Annotated in this window: 28 protein-coding genes; 2 read left to right on the forward strand and 26 right to left on the reverse strand. The window is 49.2% G+C overall.

Translation table 11 applies throughout. The annotated features are described in order from the left end of the window. Positions 1-2 precede the first annotated feature (2 nt). The 8 genes from V8Q34_RS08550 to V8Q34_RS08585 form a co-directional block, all read right to left on the reverse strand. On the reverse strand, positions 3-323 hold the full coding sequence (locus V8Q34_RS08550; protein ID WP_033140976.1) for a DUF6142 family protein: 321 nt from the start codon (positions 321-323) through the stop codon (positions 3-5). Next, on the reverse strand, positions 304-792 hold the full coding sequence (locus V8Q34_RS08555) for a VanZ family protein (RefSeq protein ID WP_033140975.1): 489 nt from the start codon (positions 790-792) through the stop codon (positions 304-306). Before V8Q34_RS08555 ends, V8Q34_RS08550 begins: the two co-directional genes overlap by 20 nt. Positions 793-885: 93 nt before the next feature. Further along, positions 886-1038 (reverse strand): hypothetical protein, encoded by a 153-nt coding sequence (locus V8Q34_RS08560; RefSeq protein WP_033140974.1) that lies wholly within the window; start codon positions 1036-1038, stop codon positions 886-888. A 44-nt stretch (positions 1039-1082) separates the two neighbouring features. Continuing rightward, complete coding sequence (gene pyrE / locus V8Q34_RS08565; protein WP_335835229.1) at positions 1083-1760, reverse strand: orotate phosphoribosyltransferase; 678 nt, start codon at positions 1758-1760, stop codon at positions 1083-1085. 29 nt (positions 1761-1789) lie between these two features. Continuing rightward, on the reverse strand, positions 1790-2692 hold the full coding sequence (locus V8Q34_RS08570) for a dihydroorotate dehydrogenase (RefSeq protein ID WP_181014480.1): 903 nt from the start codon (positions 2690-2692) through the stop codon (positions 1790-1792). Further along, entirely contained in the window at positions 2692-3468 is a 777-nt protein-coding gene (locus V8Q34_RS08575; RefSeq protein ID WP_033140971.1) for a dihydroorotate dehydrogenase electron transfer subunit, read from the reverse strand. The genes V8Q34_RS08570 and V8Q34_RS08575 overlap by 1 nt, the downstream gene beginning before the upstream one ends. A 10-nt stretch (positions 3469-3478) precedes the next feature. Further along, complete coding sequence (pyrF, locus tag V8Q34_RS08580) at positions 3479-4408, reverse strand: orotidine-5'-phosphate decarboxylase (RefSeq protein WP_033140970.1); 930 nt, start codon at positions 4406-4408, stop codon at positions 3479-3481. A gap of 27 nt (positions 4409-4435) precedes the next feature. After that, on the reverse strand, positions 4436-5734 hold the full coding sequence (locus V8Q34_RS08585; RefSeq protein WP_103732414.1) for a dihydroorotase: 1299 nt from the start codon (positions 5732-5734) through the stop codon (positions 4436-4438). A gap of 335 nt (positions 5735-6069) precedes the next feature. On the opposite strand from V8Q34_RS08585, the gene V8Q34_RS08590 reads away from it, so the two are divergent. Continuing rightward, positions 6070-6270: a cold-shock protein gene (locus V8Q34_RS08590; RefSeq protein WP_018596689.1), complete on the forward strand. Its 201-nt coding sequence runs from the start codon at positions 6070-6072 to the stop codon at positions 6268-6270. 63 nt (positions 6271-6333) lie between these two features. Here V8Q34_RS08590 and V8Q34_RS08595 read toward each other — a convergent pair whose 3' ends face one another. The 17 genes from V8Q34_RS08595 to V8Q34_RS08675 all read right to left on the reverse strand — a co-directional run bounded on the left by V8Q34_RS08595 (position 6334) and on the right by V8Q34_RS08675 (position 23311). Then, positions 6334-8004: a sensor domain-containing diguanylate cyclase gene (locus V8Q34_RS08595; protein ID WP_335835230.1), complete on the reverse strand. Its 1671-nt coding sequence runs from the start codon at positions 8002-8004 to the stop codon at positions 6334-6336. A gap of 138 nt (positions 8005-8142) precedes the next feature. Continuing rightward, on the reverse strand, positions 8143-8403 hold the full coding sequence (locus tag V8Q34_RS08600) for a hypothetical protein (RefSeq protein WP_054352920.1): 261 nt from the start codon (positions 8401-8403) through the stop codon (positions 8143-8145). A gap of 67 nt (positions 8404-8470) precedes the next feature. Next, the gene (locus tag V8Q34_RS08605; protein ID WP_033140966.1) at positions 8471-8692 is read right to left on the reverse strand and encodes a hypothetical protein; all 222 of its coding nucleotides are present in this window, start codon (positions 8690-8692) and stop codon (positions 8471-8473) included. 19 nt (positions 8693-8711) lie between these two features. Then, positions 8712-9656: an AEC family transporter gene (locus tag V8Q34_RS08610; RefSeq protein ID WP_033140965.1), complete on the reverse strand. Its 945-nt coding sequence runs from the start codon at positions 9654-9656 to the stop codon at positions 8712-8714. Positions 9657-9661: 5 nt separating this feature from the next. After that, on the reverse strand, positions 9662-10171 hold the full coding sequence (locus V8Q34_RS08615) for a flavin reductase family protein (protein ID WP_033140964.1): 510 nt from the start codon (positions 10169-10171) through the stop codon (positions 9662-9664). Positions 10172-10231: 60 nt separating this feature from the next. Next, positions 10232-11713 (reverse strand): 4-alpha-glucanotransferase, encoded by a 1482-nt coding sequence (gene malQ, locus V8Q34_RS08620; RefSeq protein WP_335835231.1) that lies wholly within the window; start codon positions 11711-11713, stop codon positions 10232-10234. A gap of 1 nt (position 11714) precedes the next feature. Then, a complete protein-coding gene (gene truA / locus V8Q34_RS08625) occupies positions 11715-12473 on the reverse strand; it encodes a tRNA pseudouridine(38-40) synthase TruA (protein WP_033140962.1) in 759 nt (252 codons plus the stop codon). A gap of 10 nt (positions 12474-12483) precedes the next feature. After that, entirely contained in the window at positions 12484-13284 is an 801-nt protein-coding gene (locus V8Q34_RS08630; RefSeq protein WP_033140961.1) for an energy-coupling factor transporter transmembrane component T family protein, read from the reverse strand. Next, positions 13281-14138 carry an energy-coupling factor transporter ATPase gene (locus tag V8Q34_RS08635; RefSeq protein WP_335835232.1) on the reverse strand — a complete coding sequence of 286 codons (858 nt, stop codon included), beginning with the start codon at positions 14136-14138 and terminating at the stop codon, positions 13281-13283. The genes V8Q34_RS08630 and V8Q34_RS08635 overlap by 4 nt, the downstream gene beginning before the upstream one ends. Beyond that, the gene (locus V8Q34_RS08640; protein WP_033140959.1) at positions 14129-14974 is read right to left on the reverse strand and encodes an energy-coupling factor transporter ATPase; all 846 of its coding nucleotides are present in this window, start codon (positions 14972-14974) and stop codon (positions 14129-14131) included. Before V8Q34_RS08640 ends, V8Q34_RS08635 begins: the two co-directional genes overlap by 10 nt. A 67-nt stretch (positions 14975-15041) precedes the next feature. Then, on the reverse strand, positions 15042-16226 hold the full coding sequence (locus tag V8Q34_RS08645) for a GNAT family N-acetyltransferase (protein WP_335835233.1): 1185 nt from the start codon (positions 16224-16226) through the stop codon (positions 15042-15044). Between the two features lie 118 nt (positions 16227-16344). Next, complete coding sequence (gene yihA, locus V8Q34_RS08650; protein ID WP_033140957.1) at positions 16345-16938, reverse strand: ribosome biogenesis GTP-binding protein YihA/YsxC; 594 nt, start codon at positions 16936-16938, stop codon at positions 16345-16347. A gap of 22 nt (positions 16939-16960) precedes the next feature. Beyond that, the gene (gene lon / locus V8Q34_RS08655; RefSeq protein ID WP_227211301.1) at positions 16961-19276 is read right to left on the reverse strand and encodes an endopeptidase La; all 2316 of its coding nucleotides are present in this window, start codon (positions 19274-19276) and stop codon (positions 16961-16963) included. Between the two features lie 29 nt (positions 19277-19305). Continuing rightward, positions 19306-20601: an ATP-dependent Clp protease ATP-binding subunit ClpX gene (gene clpX, locus V8Q34_RS08660; protein ID WP_033140955.1), complete on the reverse strand. Its 1296-nt coding sequence runs from the start codon at positions 20599-20601 to the stop codon at positions 19306-19308. An 80-nt stretch (positions 20602-20681) separates the two neighbouring features. Beyond that, the gene (gene clpP / locus V8Q34_RS08665) at positions 20682-21263 is read right to left on the reverse strand and encodes an ATP-dependent Clp endopeptidase proteolytic subunit ClpP (protein ID WP_033140954.1); all 582 of its coding nucleotides are present in this window, start codon (positions 21261-21263) and stop codon (positions 20682-20684) included. Positions 21264-21314: 51 nt separating this feature from the next. Then, complete coding sequence (gene tig / locus V8Q34_RS08670) at positions 21315-22625, reverse strand: trigger factor (protein ID WP_227211302.1); 1311 nt, start codon at positions 22623-22625, stop codon at positions 21315-21317. A gap of 140 nt (positions 22626-22765) precedes the next feature. Continuing rightward, a complete protein-coding gene (locus tag V8Q34_RS08675) occupies positions 22766-23311 on the reverse strand; it encodes a DJ-1 family glyoxalase III (protein WP_148393730.1) in 546 nt (181 codons plus the stop codon). A gap of 156 nt (positions 23312-23467) precedes the next feature. Between V8Q34_RS08675 and V8Q34_RS08680 the strand changes: the two genes are divergently transcribed. Then, positions 23468-23926 (forward strand): CYTH domain-containing protein, encoded by a 459-nt coding sequence (locus tag V8Q34_RS08680; RefSeq protein ID WP_148393958.1) that lies wholly within the window; start codon positions 23468-23470, stop codon positions 23924-23926. A 22-nt stretch (positions 23927-23948) separates the two neighbouring features. Here the strand turns inward: V8Q34_RS08680 and V8Q34_RS08685 are convergent, their stop codons facing one another. Then, positions 23949-24158: a hypothetical protein gene (locus tag V8Q34_RS08685; RefSeq protein WP_033140950.1), complete on the reverse strand. Its 210-nt coding sequence runs from the start codon at positions 24156-24158 to the stop codon at positions 23949-23951. Between the last annotated feature and the right edge of the window lie 120 nt (positions 24159-24278).

The following is a 24278-nucleotide window of genomic DNA, read 5'->3' on the forward strand; positions in this document are numbered from 1 at the left end:
CCTTATGAGATTCCTACCAAAAAAAGCGCAATCCAGATGACCATCAGCACGCCGTTGGCCACGGAACCGATCTTGCTGTAAAGAAATGCACGGTTCTGTTCCGAAAAGCTTTTCAGCCCCAGAATAAACCCGTATACAGACAAGCCAAGAGCCAGGATTCCCATAGCTCCCAGATACATGCCGCCCTGTCCACTCATGACCAGGGAACAGATTGCTGCTCCAAAAAACAGCAGGCCGGACATCAGCGCCAGAATAGAGGATTCCACTCCGCCTCTGGTATGTCTTTTTTTTGTAAATGAATATTTATAGCGTTTTTTTGCCATGCTGTCTCCTCCTGTTTTTTCTATATATATAATGGCTCACGGCAAAAAGAATATATCCAAGTGCCGCGCCAGTTGTATTCAAAATCATATCGTCCACATCAAAACATCCCAGCTTCGTGATAAGCTGTATGGTTTCCACGCAAAGGCTCAATGCAAAACCGGAAAAAGTGATAAAAAAGAATCCCCTTGCATTTCTGCAAATGATGGGAAGAATCAGGCCAAAAGGAACAAAACCTATTACATTTCCAAACAGATTGGATACCACTGCTAAGACTCCAAGCTGCTCTTTGTAAATCCAGAATCTTCTGATTTCCTGTAAGGGCGTCAGGTTGTAGTGGTATTCCCTCTGGGCAAACTCCACCCCGCTGAACCGCTCCGCGAAAAACAGGAAATAAATAAGCGCAAGTATATAAATCAGGAACAACACGGTTCCTGCCGCTTTGATTTTCCTTTTTGTTTTATTTTTCAATGTTCTAAACTCCTATTGCATAGTCTCTCCTATGTATGAAGAAGAGGGCCGCCTAAAACGCCCTCTTCCCTATTTTTGTGTTGTTCTGTCCGGCTAGAATGTGATCTCACTTCTTTTTCTTAAAAGTTTTGTTCCGTTGATAATAAGCATAATACCGCTGACAATTCCTGTAACTGCAGCGACAATTCCCAGTACCAGAGAGGTGACTCCGGCACGTGACATAGTCTTATAAATCTTTTCGTTCATCCAGCACACTTCCTTCCGTCCCGACAAAGTCAGATGATTATCGTTTACTCGTTTGCGCCATATTTCTCATAATATGCATCAATGGCTGCTTTCATCTTATCATCAATGATAACTTTTCCTTTGTACTCTTTGTTGTACAGATGCTCCACAACCTCCTCCATGGTTACAATGGCTGTTGTGGCAAGTCCGTACTTCTCTTCAATATCTTTAAGTGCGCTCTTCTCGCCCTGTCCCCGCTCCATGCGGTCCACAGATACCACAAGGCCGATGGGGCTTACATTGCCCTGCGCCCTGATAATGGGTAGTGTCTCTGCGATGGAGGTGCCTGCTGTTGTCACGTCCTCGATGATGACCACCTTATCGCCGTCCTCAATAGGGCTTCCCAGAAGGATTCCCTTATCCCCATGGTCCTTTACTTCTTTCCTGTTGGAGCAGTAGCGGATATCTTTTCCGTAAAACTCACTGATCGCCATGGTTGCTGCTACTGTCAGCGGTATTCCCTTGTAGGCAGGTCCGAACAATACGTCAAAGTCAAATCCGAACTTGTCCGCAATGGCTCTGGCATAATATTCTCCCAGCTTGCGAAGCTGTGCTCCTGTTCTATAAAATCCGGTGTTTACGAAAAACGGGGTGTTCCGTCCGCTCTTTGTGACGAAGTCTCCGAATTTCAGCACCTGGCAGTCCACCATAAATTCAATAAATTCCTGTTTGTACGCTTCCATCGAATTTCCTCCTAGTTTTCTCTTCCCGTTTATTCTACCACACCAATCAGGGATTGAATATCCTGAATTTTATTTTTCTTCATATAATCTTCAATCCCCCGGACTGTCTCCACTGTTGCATAGGGGTTGGTGAAATTAGCTGTTCCTATGGACACGGCTGTGGCGCCGGCCAGGATAAATTCCAGAGCATCCTCAGCACTGCAGATGCCGCCCATGCCTATGATGGGCAGTTTCACCGCACGTGCTGTCTGGTAGACCATGCGGACAGCCACAGGTTTTAAACAGGGACCTGACATACCGCCTGTCTTGTTTGCCAGTGCAAATGTTCTCTTGTTGATATCTATCTTCATGCCGGTCAGTGTGTTGATCAGGGAAAGCACATCCGCGCCGCCTGCCTCAGCGGCCTTTGCCATCTCTGTAATATCTGTCACATTTGGGCTGAGTTTCATGATAACCGGCTGTTTTGCATGCTTCTTTACTTCCCTGGTGATGGCTTCCACTGCTTTGGGATCCTGTCCGAATGCAATGCCGCCTTCCTTCACGTTAGGGCAGGAGATATTGATCTCCAGCATATCCACATCTTCCCCGGCCAGACGCTCCACTACTTCACAGTATTCCTCTGTACTCTTTCCGCATACATTGACAATGATCTTTGTATCATATTTTTTCAGGAAAGGGATGTCTCTCTCGCAGAACACGTCAATACCGGGATTCTGCAGGCCGATGGCGTTCAACATGCCGCAGGAAGTCTCCGCGATACGCGGTGTGGGATTACCCGGCCAGGGTACACTTGCCACACCCTTTGTGACAACAGCACCAAGGCAGCTCAAATCCACAAATTCGCTGTATTCTGCCCCGGAGCCAAAGGTTCCTGAGGCTGTCATAACAGGATTCTTCAGTTCCACACCTGCCAGATTCACTTTTGTATTCATCAAAGCTCTACCTCCGTGCTCAAAAATACCGGGCCGTCCTTGCAGATTCTCTTGTTATGCACATGGGAGTGTCCGTCCACTTCCTTTGACTGACAGACACAGGCCAGACAGGCACCGATTCCGCATGCCATCTTCTCCTCCAGGGAGATATAGCATGTTATTTTCTTTTCCTCTGCATAGGCCTTCACAGCCCGCAGCATGGGGGTCGGGCCGCAGGCAAGGATGACTTCCGGCTCTATATGGTTCTCACGGATGGCATCCATAACATTGCCTTTCGTACCAACACTTCCATCCTCTGTTGTGATAAAAAGCCTTCCCGCTGCCTCCAGCTCTTTTACGAGGAAGAGGTCTGCGCTTCGGTAACCGGATATGATGGTCACATCCGCATCCGCCTCTTTGGCAGTCTGCAGCATAGGGGGCACGCCGATGCCGCCGCCCATCATGAGCACGCGTTTTCCCCTGATCTCCTCCATCGGGAACCCATTGCCCAGAGGTCCCAGTATATCCAGAGTGTCACCTGCACAGGCTTTTGAAAATTCCTCTGTTCCTTTGCCAACTGTTCTGTATACGATCCGCAGGCTTCCCGCTTCTCTGTCTATCTCACACAGGCTGATGGGGCGGGGCAGCATTCTGCTCTGGTCCCTGCTGTAGACAGAGATAAACTGTCCCGGTTTGGCGACTGCCGCAATCTCTCCTGCTGCCAGCCACATGCTGTACACACCCTCAGCCAGCTTCTCCTGCCGGATCACTGTACTTGTTATCTTTGCTTTTGCCATGGTCCTCTCCTTATTTTACAGCCTTAAGAGCGCCGTCAATGTCTGCGATCATATCTTCCACTGCTCTGCGGGATGCATCCGCGAAATTCGCTTCGCCGATTTCGGCGTATTTTTCCTGCTTGTAGGCAGCAATAATACCGCGGGAGGAATTTACAATGGCTCCCAGGCCGTCTTCATTAAAGAAATGCACCAGGTCTTTTCCCTGTCCGCCCTGGGCACCGTATCCCGGAACCAAGATGTAGGCTTTCGGCATGATCCGGCGAAGGATCTTACCCATCTCGGGATAAGTGGCACCTACCACGGCACCGATATAGCTGTATGAATCGCCCATGCATTCCTGACCCCACTCGGCAACTTTTTCTCCCACCAGTTCATAGAGCGGTCTTCCGTTTACTAACTGGTCCTGGAACTCCCCGCTGGACGGATTGGAGGTCTTTACAAGGATGAAAAGACCTTTTTTCTCCTTTTTACACACATCAATAAACGGGTTCACACCGTCTGATCCCAGATACGGATTCACAGTCACAAAATCCTCATCAAATCCGGCGTACTCCTTGCTGCCCACCTGAACCCTGCCGATGTGGCCGGCTGCGTAAGCGGCAGATGTGGAACCGATATCACCGCGCTTGATATCACCGATGACAACCAGGTCCTTTTCTTTACAGTAATCCACTGTCTTCTTAAAAGCCATAAGACCCGGGATACCAAACTGCTCATACATGGCGATCTGCGGTTTTACTGCCGGAATCAGGTCATGGGTGGCGTCCACAATTGCTTTATTGAACTGCCAGACAGCTTCTGCCGCCCCTTCCAGGGTCTCGCCGCACTCTTTGAATGCAGCATCCTGGATGTGTTTCGGAATATAATTGAGCATAGGGTCCAGACCCACCACGATAGGTGCGTGGGTCTTCCTGATCTTCTCTGTAAGTTTATTAATCATGATTTTTCCTCCGTGAGTGAAATTATTTTATTGTCTGATCATGCCGTCCTGGATATAGGCAATCTTACCGTCGCAGATCGTGGCTTTTACCAGACCTTTTACCCTGCGGCCGTTGAATGGCGTGTTCTTTCCTTTTGAAAGGAAAGTCATGGAATCAATAACATATTCTGCATCCGGGTCGATGATGGTCACATCAGCGGCTTTTCCCTCTTCCAGAGAGCCTCTGTCAAGACCGATGATCTTAGCAGGATTATAGCTCATTTTTTCCGCCATCTGCATGGGTGTCAGAATCCCCTTGTCCACCAGCTCCGTGATGGTGAGGGCAACGGATGTCTCCAGCCCCACAATGCCGAAGGGCGCTCTGGTGATGGGCATGGTCTTCTCCTCACGGCTGTGAGGCGCATGATCTGTACTGATGACATCCATAATATCATCCTTCAGGCCGCGGATCAGTGCGTCCCTGTCCTCTTTTGTGCGCAGAGGCGGATTCATCTTATAGTTGGCGTCATTGGGGTCCACATCGTCAGAAGTCAGTGTGAAGTGGTGGGGGCATACTTCGCCTGTCACCTTGATCCCCTCTTTTTTCGCCAGTTCTACCATGCGGACACTCTCCTTGGTGGAGCAGTGGCACAGATGAAGCTTGGCTCCTGTCTCTTTTGCCAGGATAATGTCCCTTGCCGCAATGATGTCCTCCACTGCGTTGCTGATTCCCGGCAGTCCCATCTCTCTGGAATGCTCGTCCTCATTGACGCAGCCCTTGCCCACAATATTCCGGTCTTCACAGTGGGCAAATACGGGAATATCGTATTTTGCCGCGATTCCCATGGCATTTTTATATAATCTGGCATTCATGACGGATTTGCCGTCCTCGCTGATGGCAGGTACGCCCTGCTCGATCATCTCCTCAATATCCGCCAGTTCCTCACCGGACTGTCCTTTTGTAATGGCACCGATCTGCATTACATGGATAGGAGACAATTCTTTTGCTTTATTCTGAACGTATTTCACACGGTCCGCGCTGTCGATGACCGGCTTGGTATTGGGCATGGCAAGAATTGTGGTGAATCCGCCTCTGGCTGCTGCCTTGGAGCCTGACACAATATCTTCTTTATAAGTCAGCCCCGGGTCCCGCAGATGCACATGCAGGTCAATGAGCCCGGGCATTACATAGCAGCCTGAAGCGTCGATGACTTTATCTGTCTTATCCTTTGGCTTAAGGCCCTTGCCTGTCTTTTTCACTTTGCCGCCCTCTATATAGAGGTCGCTGATTTCGTCTGTCTTTGTTGCCGGATCGATGATACGTCCGTTCCTGATTAAAATATTCATAAATTCTTCCTCCGGGACTTTACATCTTTTGATTTTAATAGTAACATACACAATTTCTTTCGTCAATTATACATTTTTACTTGACTTTTTTTCGATTTGCGAATATACTGAATTTGTTAAAGGAATATTGGATATAAATAATTGAAAGTGCATTTAATAAGCTTCCGGTTATCGTGATGTTAAGCGGTTTTTAGAGATTGTATTATTTCTTATTTATAATACCCTCTCTAAAGACCGCTTATTTTTCATAAATAATGGGAACTTTCCACGAAGCGTGCTTCCTGTTTTCTTTATCCAATCCTAATTTTTATTTTTTATTTTATGGAGGTAACACTATGAACAAGGGAACTGTAAAATGGTTTAATGCAGAAAAAGGCTACGGATTCATCACAGGTGAAGACGGACAGGATGTATTCGTACACTTCTCCGCTATCAATGGAGATGGTTTTAAATCCCTGGAAGAAGGACAGGCTGTATCTTATGATTTAACTGAAGGCGCTCGTGGAATGCAGGCAGCTAACGTAGAAAAATTATAATTTCCGGATAAACTGTACGAAAAATGCGGCTGGGCAGAATCTTCTGCCCAGCCGTTTTTTATTCTATTTCCTGCTGCTTTTCTTATTCTCATACATATTCCTGTCCGCCCGGCCGATCAGTTCATGAAGCCACTCATCTGATTCCCCCGTTTTTCTGCCTGTGGCAATCCCTGCCGCTATGGAAATCTTCACCTCGTGTTCCTGATTATACTTCTCCTGGGCTTCCTCCAGATTCTTCTCCCATGACCGGATGCTCTGCAGACGCTTTAAAAATATCAGGAACTCATCGCCGCCGATTCTGTAAATCTCGCCAAATCCACAGAATGCCTCCCTCAGACACCGGGCACATCCCTTGATCATCTCATCCCCGGCTCTGTGTCCAAAAGTGTCATTTACTTTCTTAAGGCCGTTTAAATCTACCATGACCGCTGACAGTTCCTGTCCCCGGGTCATCGTCTCCTGCAGTTCCTGCAGGCGCATCTCATATGCGGAGCGGTTTCCAAGCTTTGTCATAATATCCATATAGGCCAGCTCCTCAAGAATCCTGTCCCCGGTCCTATCCTCCAGGATTTCATTTACCTGACGTACCGTCATCCTGAGCAGTGCGCACACAAAGCCCAAAAGTCCAAGCTGATAATACATGGCATACCTGCTGCCCACCCCGGTATAAAAGGAGACCAGGGATACCACTGCCATGACTATGAGGAAAAAGACACCGCCAAGGAAAATCCTGGCGTACTGGGCCTTACTGCTTCTCAGCTCTTTTACCATATAAATCACAGAACAGATCATGGCAGCCACATAGAGGATATGGGTAATCGGAAGCATCTGCATCAGTTTACGTCCGCCCATCAGGTACACAAGACTCTGCACCAGTACATTGCCGGCCAGTATTGTCTTCATCCAGTCCAGCATGGCTGATCTCCTCTGGCAGACTTCTCTGATAAAGGAAAGCATGGGGATGGGGATCATATAAAACGCATAAAAGGATATCAGGCAGATCAGTCTGGGCCATGGCGATAAGAATACCATGAATTTGGAATCTGTAAGGATCCAGACTGCTGATACCAGGATAAAGATCCAGGCATAAAACACGCTGGATACATGCACAGCCTCCCTGACTCTCAAAAGAAGCCAGAGGAGAAACATACCCGCGCTCAGCACCAGGAGCACCACACAGAATATGATCCTGGGACATTCCCGCACTCGGATATCCAAAAGCATGCTTTCCCTGCTGTCCAGACAGATCACGGGAACCTGAACCAGCTCTTCTCTATAAAAGCCGCTGAATATGACGGTTATCTCTTTTCCGGCATCTTCCCTGCCAAGCCTTGTCATACAAAAGTTGTTTCCCAGCATACCGTGAAATGTCCCTGTCTGCTGTTCCGTATACCGGTATCTTGACACACCGTCAACGTATATTTCAACCTGCTGGTAATGGTTCAGAAATCCCAGATATTTTTCCTCCTCGGAAAATTCAGGGATGGTCTGCCTAAGAATGATCTTCCCTCCCCGGATCTTTATTTGGGATGGGACCTCACACGTCTTCTCTGTGCCGTCATCCGCCTGATAGTGCCAGCCGGTATCCCACTGATTAACGCTGCTGCCTTTCTCCCGCACATTCCGGGGTTCCGGTTCTGCCTGCAATGCCGTAAACACGCCCAGCACAGCCATGATCACAACTGTAAAAAATAAAATCCAGTGCCGGATCTTCCCGATCCTCTTTTCTCTCAACCGCAATTCCTCCATTTAAAACATACTGCTGTGAAGTATCCTCCGCGCGCTGCGCGCCTTTCGCTGTCCGTGCCTTCCCGCTTAACAAGAAAAAAGGAAATGCATCTTAGCATTTCCCATTCTGCCTTCCCTGTATGCCTATTCGGCTGTCTCTCCTGCAGTAAGCTCCTGGAGATAATCTGTCATGGCTGTCACGTTCATTTCTGTAGTTGTGGCCTCTCCCTCTGCGTCGTCTTTTGTAGCAAGACCGTAGGCAGAATAGCCAATCCATCCAACGATCAGCAGACAAACCGCAGAAACAATGATCTTCTCAAGCAAAAGTTCACGTGCTTCTTTTTTCTGGATCTTGTCGCGGTTATTTTTATAATTTTTATACTTATCGACTTTTTCCTGACTCATGATGCTTCTCCTTATGTAAAGTTATGAATATTCCTTGATTTTTAATTATAGCATATCTTTCTTTATTTTACCACTCTTTTGAGACTTCTTCTTCCCTGATTCCGTACTGCTCCATAAATTCCTGAAGGTCTGCCCTGCTTTTGATCAGGCACACTTCCTGGAATTTTCCTGTCTTCAGATCCTTGAATCCTGCCACCTGCTCTCCGGTGCAGATGCTGGATTTGAGCACAGGCTTCACGGCTGTGCGGTCAAAGGGAATGACCTCTTTTTTCTTTTTCCTGCCAAACACAGAACCACGATCCTTTCTCTTATACCAGTCCCAGGGTTTTTAATAAGAACAGCCAGCCGGTCAGTGTAAATGCGGAAAAAAATGTAGTCAGCATTACCGTACTGGAAGTCAGTACTCCCTCATGGCCCATATTTTTTGCCATGACAAAACAACTCACCGTTGTAGCTGACCCCAGCATGACCAGTATGGCGATCAGCCGCTCCTTCGTATAGCCCAGCCGGACAGCCAGGGGAAGGAATACAGCAGCCAGCACCACCAGTTTGATCAGACTTGCCAGCACGGAGGGGCGCAGCTTTGCCAGTGCTTTCTTTCCCTCAAAGGATGCACCCATAGCCATAAGACCGAGAGGGGTTGCCAGAACTGCCACATTCTTCACTGTCTTCTGCATGATCTCCGGCTGCGGAATCCTAAGGACAGACCAGAGAATCCCTGCCAGGATTCCCAGTATGATGGGATTGGTGACAATGCCCTTTGCTGTTTTCAGCAGCAGTTTTCGGTCAAGCTTTTTTCTCCCGGGCTTCATAAGGGAGAGGATCACCACCGCTGCCGCGTTGTAGAGGGGAACTGTCCCCACGATCATAAGGGGGGCCATACCGGAACTGCCGTAGATATTCTGTATAAAGGCAATCCCCAGGATCGCTGCACTGCTTCGGTAAGAAGCCTGCACAAACTCCCCGCGGATCTCCTCCTCCACCAGCAGCCTGGCAAGGAGGGCGATCACGGTGATACTCACCAGCGTGGCGAGAAAGCAGAACAGAACAAAACCGCCGTCCCAGCTTTTCCGCACATCCACAGAGGATATATCCTGGAACACCAGGGCCGGTATGGCTGCCACGAAGACAAAACGGTTGAGCTTTGCCACAAAGTCAGCATTCATCAGCCCCAGATACCTGAACAGAAGGCCCAGAAGCATGGTGAGGAAAATGGGCAGTGTGGCATTCAGGCTGAATATAAGATTCTCCAATGAGCTCAGCCTTCCTTCACCAGTACCTTCAGGATCTCACCGATGTACATGGTGTGATAATCTTTCTCAGGGTACCATTTTTCATCATTCTCCGGAGCATCAAAGTTTTCCGGGAAGAGGTCTCCGTGATACATCTTTTTGCAGACAAACACCAGGCTGGCCTCCTCAAACGCGGGGGCGCCGTCCACAAAGCAGGCAGTAAGTCCGGCCTCACTGATCTTGTCTCTGTCACGGCCTGACACGCTGCCGCATAAGCTTAATGCTTTTTTGTACCCTTCAGGGAAGAAGGAGATGGTAAAGGTGTCATTTGCGTCCACAAATTCCTTTGTGTAGCGCTGGGGACGGATATAGGCTGTCACCACATCTTTGCCCCAGATCACACCAACGCCGCCCCAGCTTGCAGTCATGGTATTATATTTTTCCTCTGTGCCTGCTGTGATCAGCATCCACTCTTTTCCTATCTTTGTAAATGGATTGAACTGTAATTCCTCTGCTTTTACCTCTTTAAATGCCATAATAATTCCTTCCTTTCTCCCGGCCTGTATTCAGCAGCCGTTCAGACGTCTGAACGGACACTATAATCTGCCGTATAATTTTGTCATATGCCAGATCCTGCCTTTTAATTCATCCGAAAATGCATTTTTGCTCATTCTCCACTTCCAGTTGTCCCCTAATGTGGATGGCGTATTGATCCTGGCCTCGCTGCCGAGCCCCAGATAATCCTGCACGGGTATGATGCAGGTATCAGCCACACTGCGCATGGCAAGGCTGATCAGATCCCAGTGCTGCTCCTCTTTCGGTGTATGGAAGCTGTTCATATATCTAAGGGCCACATCCCTGTCCCAGTCAGTCATGTGCTCATACCAGCCCACAGTGGTGTCATTGTCATGGGTTCCTGTGTAGACCACACAGTTTCTGTCATACTTGTAGGTGAGATAGTCGCTGTTCTCACTGGTGTCAAAGGCAAACTGCAGCACCTTCATGCCCGGATACCCGCTGTCCCGCAGAAGCTTGTAAACGGTCTCCGTGAGAAATCCCAGATCCTCAGCAATGATGTTCCGCTCCCCAAGCTCCTCTTTCATGGTATGGAACAGGTCCATGCCCGGTCCCTTTTCCCAGTGGCCGTTCTGTGCGGTCTCATCTCCGTAGGGAATGGAATAATACTCATCAAATCCCCTGAAATGGTCAATCCGCACAATGTCAAAAAGCTTGAAACAGTGGGCAATCCTGCGCATCCACCAGCCGTAGTGCATTCTCTTGTGGTAATCCCAGCGGTACAGGGGATTGCCCCAGAGCTGACCTGTGGCAGAGAACCCGTCCGGCGGACAGCCTGCCACAGCCACCGGCAGATTGTTCTCATCCAACTGGAACAGCTCCGGATTCGCCCAGGTATCCGCACTGTCAAAGGCCACATAGATGGGAATGTCCCCAACGATCTGAATCCCTTTTTCATGGGCATAGTTTTTTACATTCTTCCACTGCTCAAAAAACTCGAACTGCAGATACTGGTAAAAGATAATGTCCTCCCGCAGCTCGTCCTGATATCTCTTCAGGGCAACCGGCTCTCTCAGACGCACTTCCTCGTCCCACTCGATCCAGCTTTTGCCGCCGAATTTGTTTTTCACAGCCATATACAGGGCATAGTCATCCAGCCAGTGGTTGTTCTCCACACAGAAGGTAAGAAAATTCCCGTCAGACAGGATTTTGCTCCTTTCAAAGGCCTTCCGAAGAAGAGGAAAACGGCTCTCATATATTTTTCCGTAATCAATATAGGAGGGATGATCTCCCCAGTCACAGGCGTCGCACTCTTCCTTTGTCAGCCATCCTTTCCCGATCAGGACGTTCAGATCGATGAAATAGGGATTGCCTGCAAAGGTGGAAAAGGATTGATAGGGGGAATCCCCGTAGCTGGTAGGTCCCAGCGGCAGTATCTGCCAGAGTTTCTGACCCGTATCTCTTAAAAGATCAATAAACTCATATGCCTCCTTAGAAAATGCTCCAATGCCGTATGGAGACGGCAGACTGGCTATTGGCAGCAGCATTCCACTTCTTCTCATATCACAATTCCTCTTCCTTGCCGTTTTTATAGTCAATTTTTATCAGGGTCAGCCCCCGCGCCGGGGCGGTGGGGCCGGCTGCCTTCCTGTCTCTGGCAGCCAGTATATCCTGCATCTTTTCCGGCGGATAGGCTCCACCGCCGATCTCCATCAGCGTGCCGGCCAGAATCCGCACCATATTATACAAAAATCCGCTGCCCGTGATGCGTATGGTGATCAGGTCATTCTCACGTTCCACCGAAAAGCTGTGGATGGTCCTGACGGTTGTCTTCACCTGCGCTCCCGCACCGCAGAAACTTTTAAAATCATGTTCGCCCAGCAGGTACGCCCCTGCCTGTCTCATCTTCTCAATATCCATGGGGATATAAGTAAAATGGGAGTAAAAGCGCTCTGTTGGCACCGGAAATCTTCTGTTCAGTATCCGGTATTCATATGTCTTCTCACTGACCCGGTACCTGGGATGAAAATCCCTGCTGACCTCCCTTGACCGCTGGATCCGGATATCTTCAGGAAGCCGCTGGTTCAGGGCGTAGGAAATCTTCTCCCCCGGCATTCTGGCGTTGGTGTCGAACACAGCCACATTGCCCAGGGCATGGACGCCTGCGTCGGTTCTGCTGGCGCCTATGGTCTCCACAGGCTCCTTTAACAGCTCCGCCAGATGGCGGTTCAGCACCTCCTGTACGGTGATCCCGTTTGGCTGTACCTGCCAGCCGCAGTAATTTGTGCCGTCATAGGCCACTTCCAGCATTACACGTTTCATACGGCGCCTCCTAGACCAGCACGCGGATCGCGATGTCCGCAGCCAGGTACAAAAAGATGCACAGGTAAGCTGAGGTGTCCCTGCTGTGGTATTTGAGAGGCTTCATAGATGTCCTGTTCTCACCGCCGTGATAACAGCGTGCCTCCATGGCCATAGCCAGATCATCTGCCCTTCTGAACGCGGAGATGAAAAGGGGAACCAGGAGCGGCAGCAGGTTCTTAGCCTTCTGAATCAGATTGCCGTTCTCAAAATCAGCGCCTCTGGCGATCTGTGCCTTCATGATCTTATCTGTCTCCTCCATAAGGATGGGAATGAATCTGAGGGCAATGGACATCATCATGGCGATATCATGTACCGGCACCCTGATCTTATTCAGCGGCCTCATAAGTCTCTCCAGACCGTCTGTGAGCTGGTTCGGCGTAGTGGTCAGTGTCATGACTGAGGAACCGATGACCAGATAGATCAGCCGGATACCGATCTTCACGGCCTGCAGGATACCTTCCTGTGTGATCTTGAAGATCCAGAACTGCCACAGCACCTTGCCCGGTATTAAAAACAGATTAAAGGCAACAGTGATCAGCAGAATTAAGAACAGCGGTTTCAGCCCTTTCAGCATAAACTTAACGGGAACCTTTGACATGATGATGACCGCTGCCAGAAAAAACGTTGCCAGCAGATAACCCCAGAAGGAATTTGCCACAAAAAGTGACACCAGAAACATGATGGTTCCCACAAACTTCACGCGGGGGTCCAGCCTGTGGAGAATGGAATCCGCAGGGTAATATTGTCCGATGGTTATATCTCTTATCATTTGTCCAATCTCTCCAGTGCCTGTAATATACTTGTCTTTGCCTCCTCCACCGTGGTGGCTGAGGTATCCACATGCAGTCCGCGTTCCCCCAAAGCGTGCATGATGTAAGTGATCTGAGGCGCCGCAAGCCCCATGGCCTCCAGCTCCTTATAGTGGGAAAAGACTTCTCTCGGCACACCGTCAAATGCCTTTTCCCCTTTATTCATTACGATCATGCGCTCCACGTATTTGGCAATGTCCTCCATACTGTGGGATACCAGGATCACAGTAATTCCCCGCAGACTGTGCAGGGATGCGATCTGGTCCAGTATCTCATCCCGCCCCTGGGGGTCCAGGCCTGCCGTGGGTTCATCCAGGATCAGCACCTCCGGCTCCATGGCCAGCACACCCGCAATGGCTGCCCGCCGCTTCTGCCCTCCCGACAGCTCAAAGGGGGAGCTTTTATAAAACTTTTCGGAAAGCCCTGCCTGGGTCAGCGCCCTGACAGCCCTCTCCTCGGCTTCCTCTTTGGAAAGCCCCAGATTCTTCGGCCCGAAGCAGACATCCTCAAGAACCTCTGCTTCAAAAAGCTGATGCTCCGGATACTGGAACACCAGTCCCACTTTGCTTCTCAGTTTCTGCCTGTCATATTTTTCCGCCCATATATCCTGGCCGTTGTAGAGGACTTTGCCTGATGTGGGTTTCATAAGGCCGTTGAAATGCTGTATCAGTGTGGATTTTCCACTTCCCGTGTGTCCGATGATGCCCATGAACTGGCCGTCCGGAATCTCCATATCCACATCCTTTAAGGCGTGCATCTCATAGACTGTTCCCGGACTGTATGTGTATGTGATGTGCTCTAATTTTATTGACATAATGCGTTCACCAATTCCTCTGTCGTCAGAATTCCCGCAGGTATCTTCACCCCTGCCTGCTTCAGCTCATAGGCCAGTAGTGTGACCTGGGGCACATCCAGGCGGTAGGATTTCAGCTCCTCCACCCTGGAAAAAACTTCTCTGGGTGTTCCCTGCATCACTACTTTTCCCTGGTCCATGACGAACACCTTGTCCGCGTTCACCACTTCCTCCATATAATGCGTGATCAGAACCACTGTGATGCCTTCCTTTTCATTGAGCTCCTTTACTGCCCGGAGCACTTCTTTTCTGCCGTTTGGGTCCAGCATGGCTGTGGGTTCGTCCAGAATAATGCATTTGGGATGCATGGCCATGACACCTGCTATGGCAACCCTCTGCTTCTGTCCGCCTGACAGCTTATTTGGTGAATGGTGGCGGTAGGCAGTCATACCCACTGCCTCCAGACTTTCATTCACTCTCTGCCAGATATCATCCGTGGGGATTCCCATATTTTCAGGGCCGAAGCCCACGTCCTCCTCCACCACGGTACCGATGATCTGATTGTCGGGATTTTGGAAGACCATTCCTGCCTTCTGGCGGATCTTCCAGATATCCTCCTCCTCCGTGGTGTTCATGCCGTCCAGCCACAGCGCACCCTCCGTAGGAAACAAAAGGGCATTGATATGCTTCGCCAGCGTGGATTTTCCGGAGCCGTTGTGTCCCAGGACAGCAATAAACTGTCCTGCCTCGATATCCAGCTCCACATTGTCAAGGGCTCTGTACGTGCCCTCCACATGGCCGCTTTCATCGTATTTATAATAGTCATGCACCAGTTTAATGGCTTTTACAATTCCCATTTTATATCCTTTCCATTGTACCTGATTGTAACTATCCAGTCAACTGAATCGTTACTCCTGCCCGCAGCTAGTCACTGCAGGTATATCTGTAAACCTCCATATCCTCGCAGTCATCCTCCAGACGGTAATCAATCTTGGAAAAGCCCAGCTTGCGCGCCAGCTTTTTGGAAGCCAGATTGGCACTGCGTATTCTGCAGTACAGATACACAGCCCCTCTTTTCTTTGCCTCCTCCAGGATGCCGCGGCAGGCTTCATAGGCAAAACCTTTTCTTCTGTGTTTTTCATCGATCAGATATCCCAGCTCTACCACAGAGCTGTTGTGGTTCCAGATCTTCGGCTCTACACCGGCGCGGCCCACGATGGTGCCGCTCTCCTTCTCCTCCAGAACCCAGTATCCCATATCACACATTTCGTACATGTACTTGCGGTATGAAGGAAATGCCTCCAGCTCCTCCTCCAGGCTTTTTTCCACGCCCTCCGCAGTGTCGGGTGTGCCCTGGCTTGTGATCTCCATCATTTTGGGGATATCCTGCTCAGACATTTCCCGGATGCGCAGTCTTTCTGTCTCACAGACCACTGCGGGAAGATGTCTGCCATGACAGTACACTTTCTCCAAAAAAGCTGTGTCAATCTCTTCATATCCCTCTATGACCATATCTGCAGAACTGAGATCCTGTTTTCCGGAATCAGGATTGAAGTAGGCAACACAGACGATGCCCGCTGCCTTTGCAGCCCTGCATCCGTTGGCGGAATCCTCCAGTATGAGACACTCCTCCGGATCCAGCCCCATCTGCTTTGCCGTCTCCAGAAATACATCCGGCGCCGGTTTTGGGTTCTTCACCTGCTCCCCGCTCACCAGAATATCAAAATAGCTGTCGATTCCCAGGGTTGTCACCACCTGCCGGATGTAGGAAAGGGGAGAGGAGGACGCGATCGCCAGGCAGTATCCACCGTCTTTTAAGCGCTTCAGAAGCTGGGGTACCCCCTCGATCATGGGGAATCCTTCCTCTTTTATGACCTGTTCCTTTATCTGTTTCATGGTCTTTACCAGTTCCTCGTCATCCCTGGAAATCCCGTAGTTGTCGTGCAGTATATCCATTAAAAAACCATTGGTGGAACCGATACATGGTTTGTAAATTTCGTAATCCAGTTCAATCCCCCGCGCTGCAAGCGTCTGTTTCCAGACTCTGTAGTGGACCGGCTCACTGTTTATAAGCACGCCGTCCATATCGAAAATAATTCCTTTTAACATACTATCTCCCTTTTAACGGAACTTTACCCTGTATTCAGAATCTCTGCGGCAAAGCGCTGTAACGAAAAACAGGGAGTGCCGCTGTCAAAGCGACACTCCCTCGTATCTCTACACGGTTCTACGCCGGCTCAAACAGCAAACTTTCCGCCAGCTCCCAGATCTCCTCCCTGCCCTGTTTTGTCTCGGCAGAAAAAGGGATCACGGCAGTACCCGGACGCAGCGCAAGCCCTTCTTTCAGGGCTTTCACATGCTTGGGCACCTGGCTTCTCTTTAATTTGTCCACTTTTGTTGCTATGATAATCGGCTCATATCCGTTGTGCACAATCCAGTCATACATGGTTTTATCATTTGCAGATGGGTCATGGCGGATATCAATGAGAAGAAACACTGCTCGTAACTCTTTGGTATTCTGCAGATATCTCTCGATCAGCTTTCCCCATTGTTCCTTTACTGCCTGGGCCACCTTTGCATATCCGTAACCCGGCAGGTCCACCAAGTACAGCGCATCGTTCACATTATAAAAATTTATAGTCTGTGTCTTTCCGGGGGATGCGCTGGTCCTTGCCAGGGATTTCCTGTTCATAAGCGCATTGATCAGGGATGATTTCCCCACGTTGGATTTCCCCGCAAATGCGATGTGCGGCAGCTCCGTTTTTGGAAGCGTGCTGGTGACACCGCAGACAATATCCAGTGATACATTCTTAATTACCATCTTTCATCCTCCGAATATGGTTTCAGACAAAAGCCTGCGCCAGCACCTCTTCCATTGTGCTGACGAATAGGATTAAAAGGCCGTCTGTGATCTCTTGTTCCATTTCTTCAATATCCGGTCTGTTCTCCGCCGGGACCAGTACGGTCTCAATGCCTGCGCTCTTGGCTGCCAGAAGTTTTTCCTTCAGGCCGCCGATGGGCAGGACCCTGCCCCGGAGGGTAATCTCACCGGTCATGGCAAGATTGGCCTTCACCGGAGTTCCCGTCACCGCGGAGAGCATGGCTGTGGCCATGGTAATTCCCGCAGAGGGGCCGTCCTTCGGAACAGCACCTTCAGGAATGTGGATATGTAAATCGTGTTCCTGGAAAAATTCAGGTTTTATATTATACTTATCAGCAATGGAACGGATGTAGCTTACACCGGTCTGGGCCGACTCTTTCATCACATCTCCGAGCTGCCCTGTCAGCATGAACTCGCCTTTTCCGGGCATGAGGTTTACCTCGATCTGCAGGGTATCACCTCCCACACTGGTCCAGGCCAGCCCGCGAACGATTCCGATCTCATCAAAGCTGTTCTTTTTCTGGTAGGTGTATTTCGCCCTGCCTAAGAACTCCTCCAGATTCTCCGGATTCACCGTCACGGATTCCTGCTTATCCTCCAGGATCTTTCGCGCCGTCTTCCGGCAGATCTCACCGATCTTCCGCTCCAGCTCCCTGACTCCGGCTTCCTTTGTGTAGCCGGTGATCATTTCCCGCAGAGCCTCATCATCCAGGATGAGCTGTCCCTCTTTCAGTCCATGGATCTTCATCTGCTTGGGAACCAGATGTTCCCTGCCGATGTGCCATTTTTCATTTTCCGTATAGCTGCTCACCTCAATGATCTCCATACGGTCCAGAAGGGGCCTTGGTATGGTCTGCAGGTCGTTGGCCGTGGCAATGAACAGTACCTCAGACAGATCCAGGGGAATCTCCACATAGTGGTCCCTGAACTTGTTGTTCTGCTCAGAATCCAGCACTTCCAGAAGTGCGGAGGAGGTGTCACCTTTATAGTCACTGCTCACTTTGTCAATCTCATCCAAAAGCATCAGGGGATTCTTGACACCTGCCTGTATCAGTCCATTGGCAATTCTGCCGGGCATGGCGCCGATATAAGTTCTTCTGTGGCCGCGGATCTCCGCCTCATCCCGGACACCGCCCAGACAGATGCGGACATACTCCTTGTGAAGCGCCCGTGCCACGGATTTGGCAATGGATGTCTTTCCTGTTCCGGGAGGGCCGACCAGACAGAGAATGGGGCTCTCGCCTTTTTTAGTGAGTGTGCGCACCGCCAGAAATTCCATGATGCGCTCTTTCACCTTGTGCAGGCCGTAGTGATCTGTTTCCAGAACCTTGTTGGCCTCCTTCAAGTTTTTATTGTCCCTGGTCAGCTTGTCCCAGGGCAGGGAGAGAAGCGTCTCGATATAACTGCGCATTACACTGGACTCTGCCTGGCTGCCGGCAGTGTTTTTAAAACGCTCCACCTCTTTTAATATCTTCTCTTTTATTTCCCGGGAAGCCTTCAGTTTTTTTACATCCTCGCGGAACTGGTCCGCCTCGGAGCGGGTATCATCTTCCCCCAGCTCTTCCCGTATCAGTTTGAGCTGTTCCCTTAAGATGTATTCCCTCTGGTTTTTATCCACCCGTTCTTTTACTTTGCTCTGCAGCTCCGCGCTGATTTCCAGGACTTCTATCTCATTGGTGAGAATAATGCCCAGCTCCTCATAGCGCGCCTCCAGGGATACCGCTTCCAGAACACTCTGCCTGTCCTCATACTTCATGGGGAGATGGATGGATATCTGGTCAATGACTTTGCTCACATCGTCAAGCTCCAGGATCTGTCCTGCCAGTTCTTTGCTCATCTTGGGATTTACACTGCAGTATTTTACAAAGATCTCCTTAATCCCCCGGAGCATGGCTTCCTCCACACTCTCATCCACCTGCCTCAGCTCCTCCTCATCGAATGTGGCTGCCTCGGCGTTCAGATAGTATTCACTTTCCGTAAAACGGATCAGCTCTGCCCGCTCCATTCCCTCTACCAGGACACGGACAATATTCTTCGGCAGCTTTACAAGCTGCTTGATCTCCGCAACGGTTCCTATTTTATATAAATCCTCCTGTCCCGGGTCCTCCACTGCAGGGTCTTTCTGAGTGATCAGAAGCACCCTCTGGTCCTGCATCATGGCCTTCTCAATGGCCTGGATGGATTTTTCCCTGCTCACGTCAAAGTGGACGATCATGTCAGGAAGGATCGTTGTACCTCTAAGGGCGATGGCTGGCAGATTATAGATTATGTCACTCATTCCCGCGCCTCCTTAATCGTTATGCATAATTATGCAGTTTCTGGTGTCCCCCTCTTGCGTCCGCCCTTGTTTCTCCTTGTGGGCGGCTGCATTTCCCCATGTTCAATTAAGGCCTGGCCCTTACCTTCTACCAAATCTTTTGTTATCTTGCAGGAGCGTATGGTCTCATCAGAGGGCGCTGTATACATAAGGTCCATCATGGTATTTTCCATAATGGCGCGCAGTCCCCTGGCTCCTGTCTTTCTGTCCATGGACTTCTTGGCAATGGCCACCAGGGCATCATCGTCAAAGTCCAGATCCACGCCGTCAAGCTCAAAAAGTCTCTTGTACTGTCTGATCAGAGAGTTTCTTGGCTCCTTCAGAATCTTCACCAGTGCCTCCTCATCCAGGGCATCCAGGGATACCACTACAGGAACACGGCCCACAAATTCGGGTATCATGCCGAATTTTACCAGGTCCTGAGGCATTACCTCTTTCAGGATCTCTCCCACATTTCTGTCTTTTTTATCTGTCACAACAGCATTGAAACCAATGGCTTTTGTATCTTTTCTGTTTTCAATGATCTTATTGAGTCCCTCAAACGCACCGCCGCAGATAAAGAGAATATTGGTGGTATCGATCTGCAGAAATTCCTGGTGCGGATGCTTTCTTCCTCCCTGAGGCGGAACGCTGGCAACTGTGCCCTCCAGGATCTTAAGAAGCGCCTGCTGGACACCCTCACCGGATACATCTCTTGTGATGGACGCATTCTCCGACTTTCTTGTTATCTTGTCGATCTCATCAATGTAAATAATGCCGTACTGCGCACGGTCAATATCATAATCAGCCGCCTGAATGATCTTCAGCAGAATATTCTCCACATCCTCGCCTACATATCCGGCCTCCGTGAGGGTTGTGGCGTCTGCAATGGCAAAAGGTACATTCAAAAGTCTGGCAAGTGTCTGTGCCAGCAGTGTCTTACCGGAACCGGTGGGTCCCAGCATAAGGATATTACTCTTCTGAAGTTCAATGTCGGAATCTTTTCCCGCCATAACGCGCTTATAGTGATTGTAAACGGCTACAGACAGCACCTTTTTCGCCTCATCCTGCCCGATCACATAATCATCCAAAAATGTCTTGATCTCCTGTGGTTTCAGCAGATTGATCTCCCCGCCGCCATCTTCCGTGTACCCTGTACTGTCCTCATCTATGATCTCCGCACAGATTTCCACGCATTCATCACAGATGTAAGTACCGCTGGGGCCTGCAATCAGTTTCCGTACCTGTTCTTCTGTCTTTCCGCAGAAAGAGCAGCGGATTTTTGGCTCGTTTCCTTTTATCGCCATTCTTCTATTCCTTTCTTGATTTCCGTATTAATGCCGAAAGACCCCCGCAGCTAACACCGCAGGAGTCTTATCATTCGTTCTTACCTGTGCTCGATCACACTGTCAATCAGACCATAAGCCTTTGCCTCTTCTGCGGACATATAATAATCTCTTTCCGTATCTCTGGCAATGACTTCAAAAGGCTGACCTGTGTTGGCGGCCAGAGTCTCATTCAGTTTCTTCTTGGTCTTCAAAATCATGTCGGCAACAATCTGAATTTCCGTAGCCTGTCCCTTCGCGCCGCCGGACGGCTGGTGAATCATGATCTCCGCGTTTGGAAGCGCGAATCTCTTTCCTTTTGTACCGCCTGCCAGCAGGAATGCACCCATGCTCGCAGCCATACCAATGCAGATTGTGGACACATCACATTTAATGTAATGCATGGTATCATAAATAGCCCATCCTGCTGTCACAGAACCGCCCGGACTGTTGATATACAGATGAATGTCCTTTCCCGGGTCCTCTGATTCCAGGAACAGAAGCTGTGCCACAGTCAGGCTTGCTGTTGTGTCATTCACTTCTTCTCCCAGAAATATGATTCTATCTTTTAACAGCCTGGAGTAGATGTCATAACTCCTCTCTCCTCTGCTGTTCTGTTCGATGACGTATGGTACTAAACTCATGAAACTCCTCCTATTCTGTCACGCGGGCGTAAGAAACGAACTTTCTGTTCGTTATTCCTCTGTCTTCTCCACTACCTCTGTCACTTTTGCAGCGTCAGCTACTAAGGTAACAGCTTCCTGAACAGCGATGTCTTTCTTCATCTGCTCTTTCTCGTAGTCGCCCATTAATTCTTTTAATTTGTCGGCTTCCATCTTGTACATTTCAGCCATTTTTGCGATTTCTTCATCTACTTTTTCATCAGTAACCTGGATGTTCTCAACCTCTGCAACCTTCTCCAGTACCAGACGGCTCTGGATTCTCTTCAGGGCCTGTGGTCTCATCTGCTCCTGGATCTTGACATTGTCAAGACCTGTGAACTGATAATACTGGTCAATGGATAAGCCCTGGGACTGCAGTCTTCTTACGAAGTCATCCACTAACTGGCGGATCTGGTTCTGGATCATTGCTTCCGGAATATCCATCTGTGCGTTTTCAATGATCGCGTCAACTACTTTATCTTCTTTTTCACGTTTTGCAACGTCTTCTTTGCGCTCTTTCAGCTTCTGCGCAATGTCTTTCTTGTATTCTTCCAGAGTATCAAACTCAGAGACATCTTTTGCAAATTCGTCATCCAGTTCAGGAAGTTCTTTCACTTTGATGGCTTTTACATTGCATTTGAATACTGCTGCTTTTCCGGCCAGGTCATTTGCATGGTAATCTTCCGGGAATGTCACATTGACATCTTTTTCCTCGCCGATCACAGCGCCTACCAGCTGCTCTTCAAATCCGGGGATGAAGGAGTTGGAACCAATGGTCAGAGGATAATCTGTGCCTTTTCCGCCTTCAAATGCCTCTCCGTCTACGAATCCCTCGAAGTCAAGCGTAATCATATCGCCGTTTTCCACTGCTCTGTCGTCCACGTCGATGGTTCTGGAGTTGTTCTCCTGCTCTTTCTTCAGCTCGCCTGCGATTTCTTCTTCTGTCACTTCCGCTTTTGTAACCTCAACCTCTACTCCTTTGTAATCACCCAGAGTCACTTCCGGTTTTACAGCTACTTCTGCTGTGAAGATAAACGGTTTGCCTTTTTCGATCTGTACCACATCGATCTCCGGCTGGGAAACGATCTCCAGACCGCACTCATCTGCTGCTTTAGGGTACTCAGACTGGATCAGGGCATTTGCTGCATCTTCATAGAAGATACCTGCTCCATACATTTTTTCAATCATTACACGCGGAGCTTTTCCTTTACGGAATCCCGGGATAGTGATTTTATTTTTGTTTTTCTGGTAAGCAGCCTGTACTGCTTTTTCAAAATCTTCAGCGGAAGCCTCAATAGTAAGCTTCGCCATGTTCTTCTCTAAGTTTTCTACCTGTACGCTCATTTTAAATGATTCCTCCTTGAATTCTATATGTATTCATGCATTTTGAGTATTCATGCATTCCTGCCCAAAACGGACACTTTATCATACTTACAGTCATTATCACAGTATAGCACAAGGAATTTAAAAATACCAGCATTTTTTTATGAAACAATGGATTTTTTGATCTGGCGGGCCTTCACTTCTCCCTCAAGCTGTGAAATCAGCTCCAGCGCAAAGGGGATAGCTGTTCCCAGGCCTCTGCTGGTGGTGATATTTCCGTCTTTTACCACCGAATCGGTAAAGACCAGCGCGCCTTCCAGCTTCTCCTCAAATCCCGGATAGCAGGCCGCCTTCTTCTCCCTTAAAATCCCGAGACCGCCCAGGACACTGGGTGCTGCGCAGATTGCCGCCACTTTCCGGTCTGATGCGGCAAATTCTTTCAGCAGGTCCGCAAGCCCCTGATGCGCTCCCAGATGTTTGGTTCCCGGCATGCCTCCGGGCAGCACCAGCAGGTCCACTGTGCTGTAGTCCACATCCTCAAAGAATACATCTGCTTTTATCTCAATTCCATGGGAACCGGTCACACTCAGATTGTCGGAGATGGATACCATGAGCACTTCCTCGCCGGCTCTCCTTAAAAGGTCCACCACAGTCAGACCTTCCACTTCCTCAAAACCATCTGCCGTAAATACACAAACTTTTGCCATATGAGTACCTCCCTATTATAAATTCAAAACATGTATAAAATCCTGCCTACCCGTTTATTATACCATAGGATTACATGTTAATTCTAAAACTTCCGTTTCTTTTTTATAAAAAATATGATATACCTGTTTATATAGAAAAAGGAGGTCCTTACAGAAATGGAAATCGAAAGAAAATTTCTTATTAAAGAGCTGCCCGCTGATTTGAAGAACTATCCCTGTCATGTGATCGAGCAGGCGTATCTGAACACCAACCCGGTTGTCCGCATACGCAGACAGGACGACACCTATATCCTCACCTATAAGGGAGAGGGCCATATGGTTCGGGAGGAGTATAACCTGCCGTTGAACGAGACGTCCTATTATCATCTGAAGGAAAAGGCGGACGGCATCGTTCTGTCCAAGATCAGATATCTGCTGCCCCTTGAGGGAGAACTCACCATTGAGCTGGATGTCTTTCAGGCGCCTTATGAGGGTCTTTTTCTGGCAGAGGTGGAATTCCCGGACGTGGAGTCAGCCAATTCCTTCACACCACCGGACTGGTTTGGGGAAGATGTCACATACTCATCACAATACCATAACAGCACCCTCTCAACAGGAACGGACAGGCCGCAGTGATGCCGGCCTGTCCGCTTTTGATTCACTCCTCACCGAGGCTCTTCATGATTCTGTGCCAGGTATCTTCCCGGCGTTTCTCAATCTCTTCCTCCAGTGCCTCTTCCCCTTTTCTTGTTTTCTCCAGACTCTTAGTATATGCCCTGGGAATCTTGTAAAGCAGTTTTCCCAAAAAACGCAGAAACGCATTGCCACTGTCCAGCAGCCATACACTGATTTCAAAAATATGGTCCATAAGCAACCCCTTCTGTCTCGGCCAAGCAGCACACAGGTGCTTTTTGCCTTTTCTTATATTCTACCAGCAGTTCGCATTTATTGCAATGAGAAATATTGCTAATTCCCGTCAAGACATTGC

Source organism: Blautia sp. JLR.GB0024, assembly GCF_037000545.1.
GTDB classification, from domain to species: Bacteria; Bacillota; Clostridia; order Lachnospirales; family Lachnospiraceae; genus Blautia; species Blautia celeris.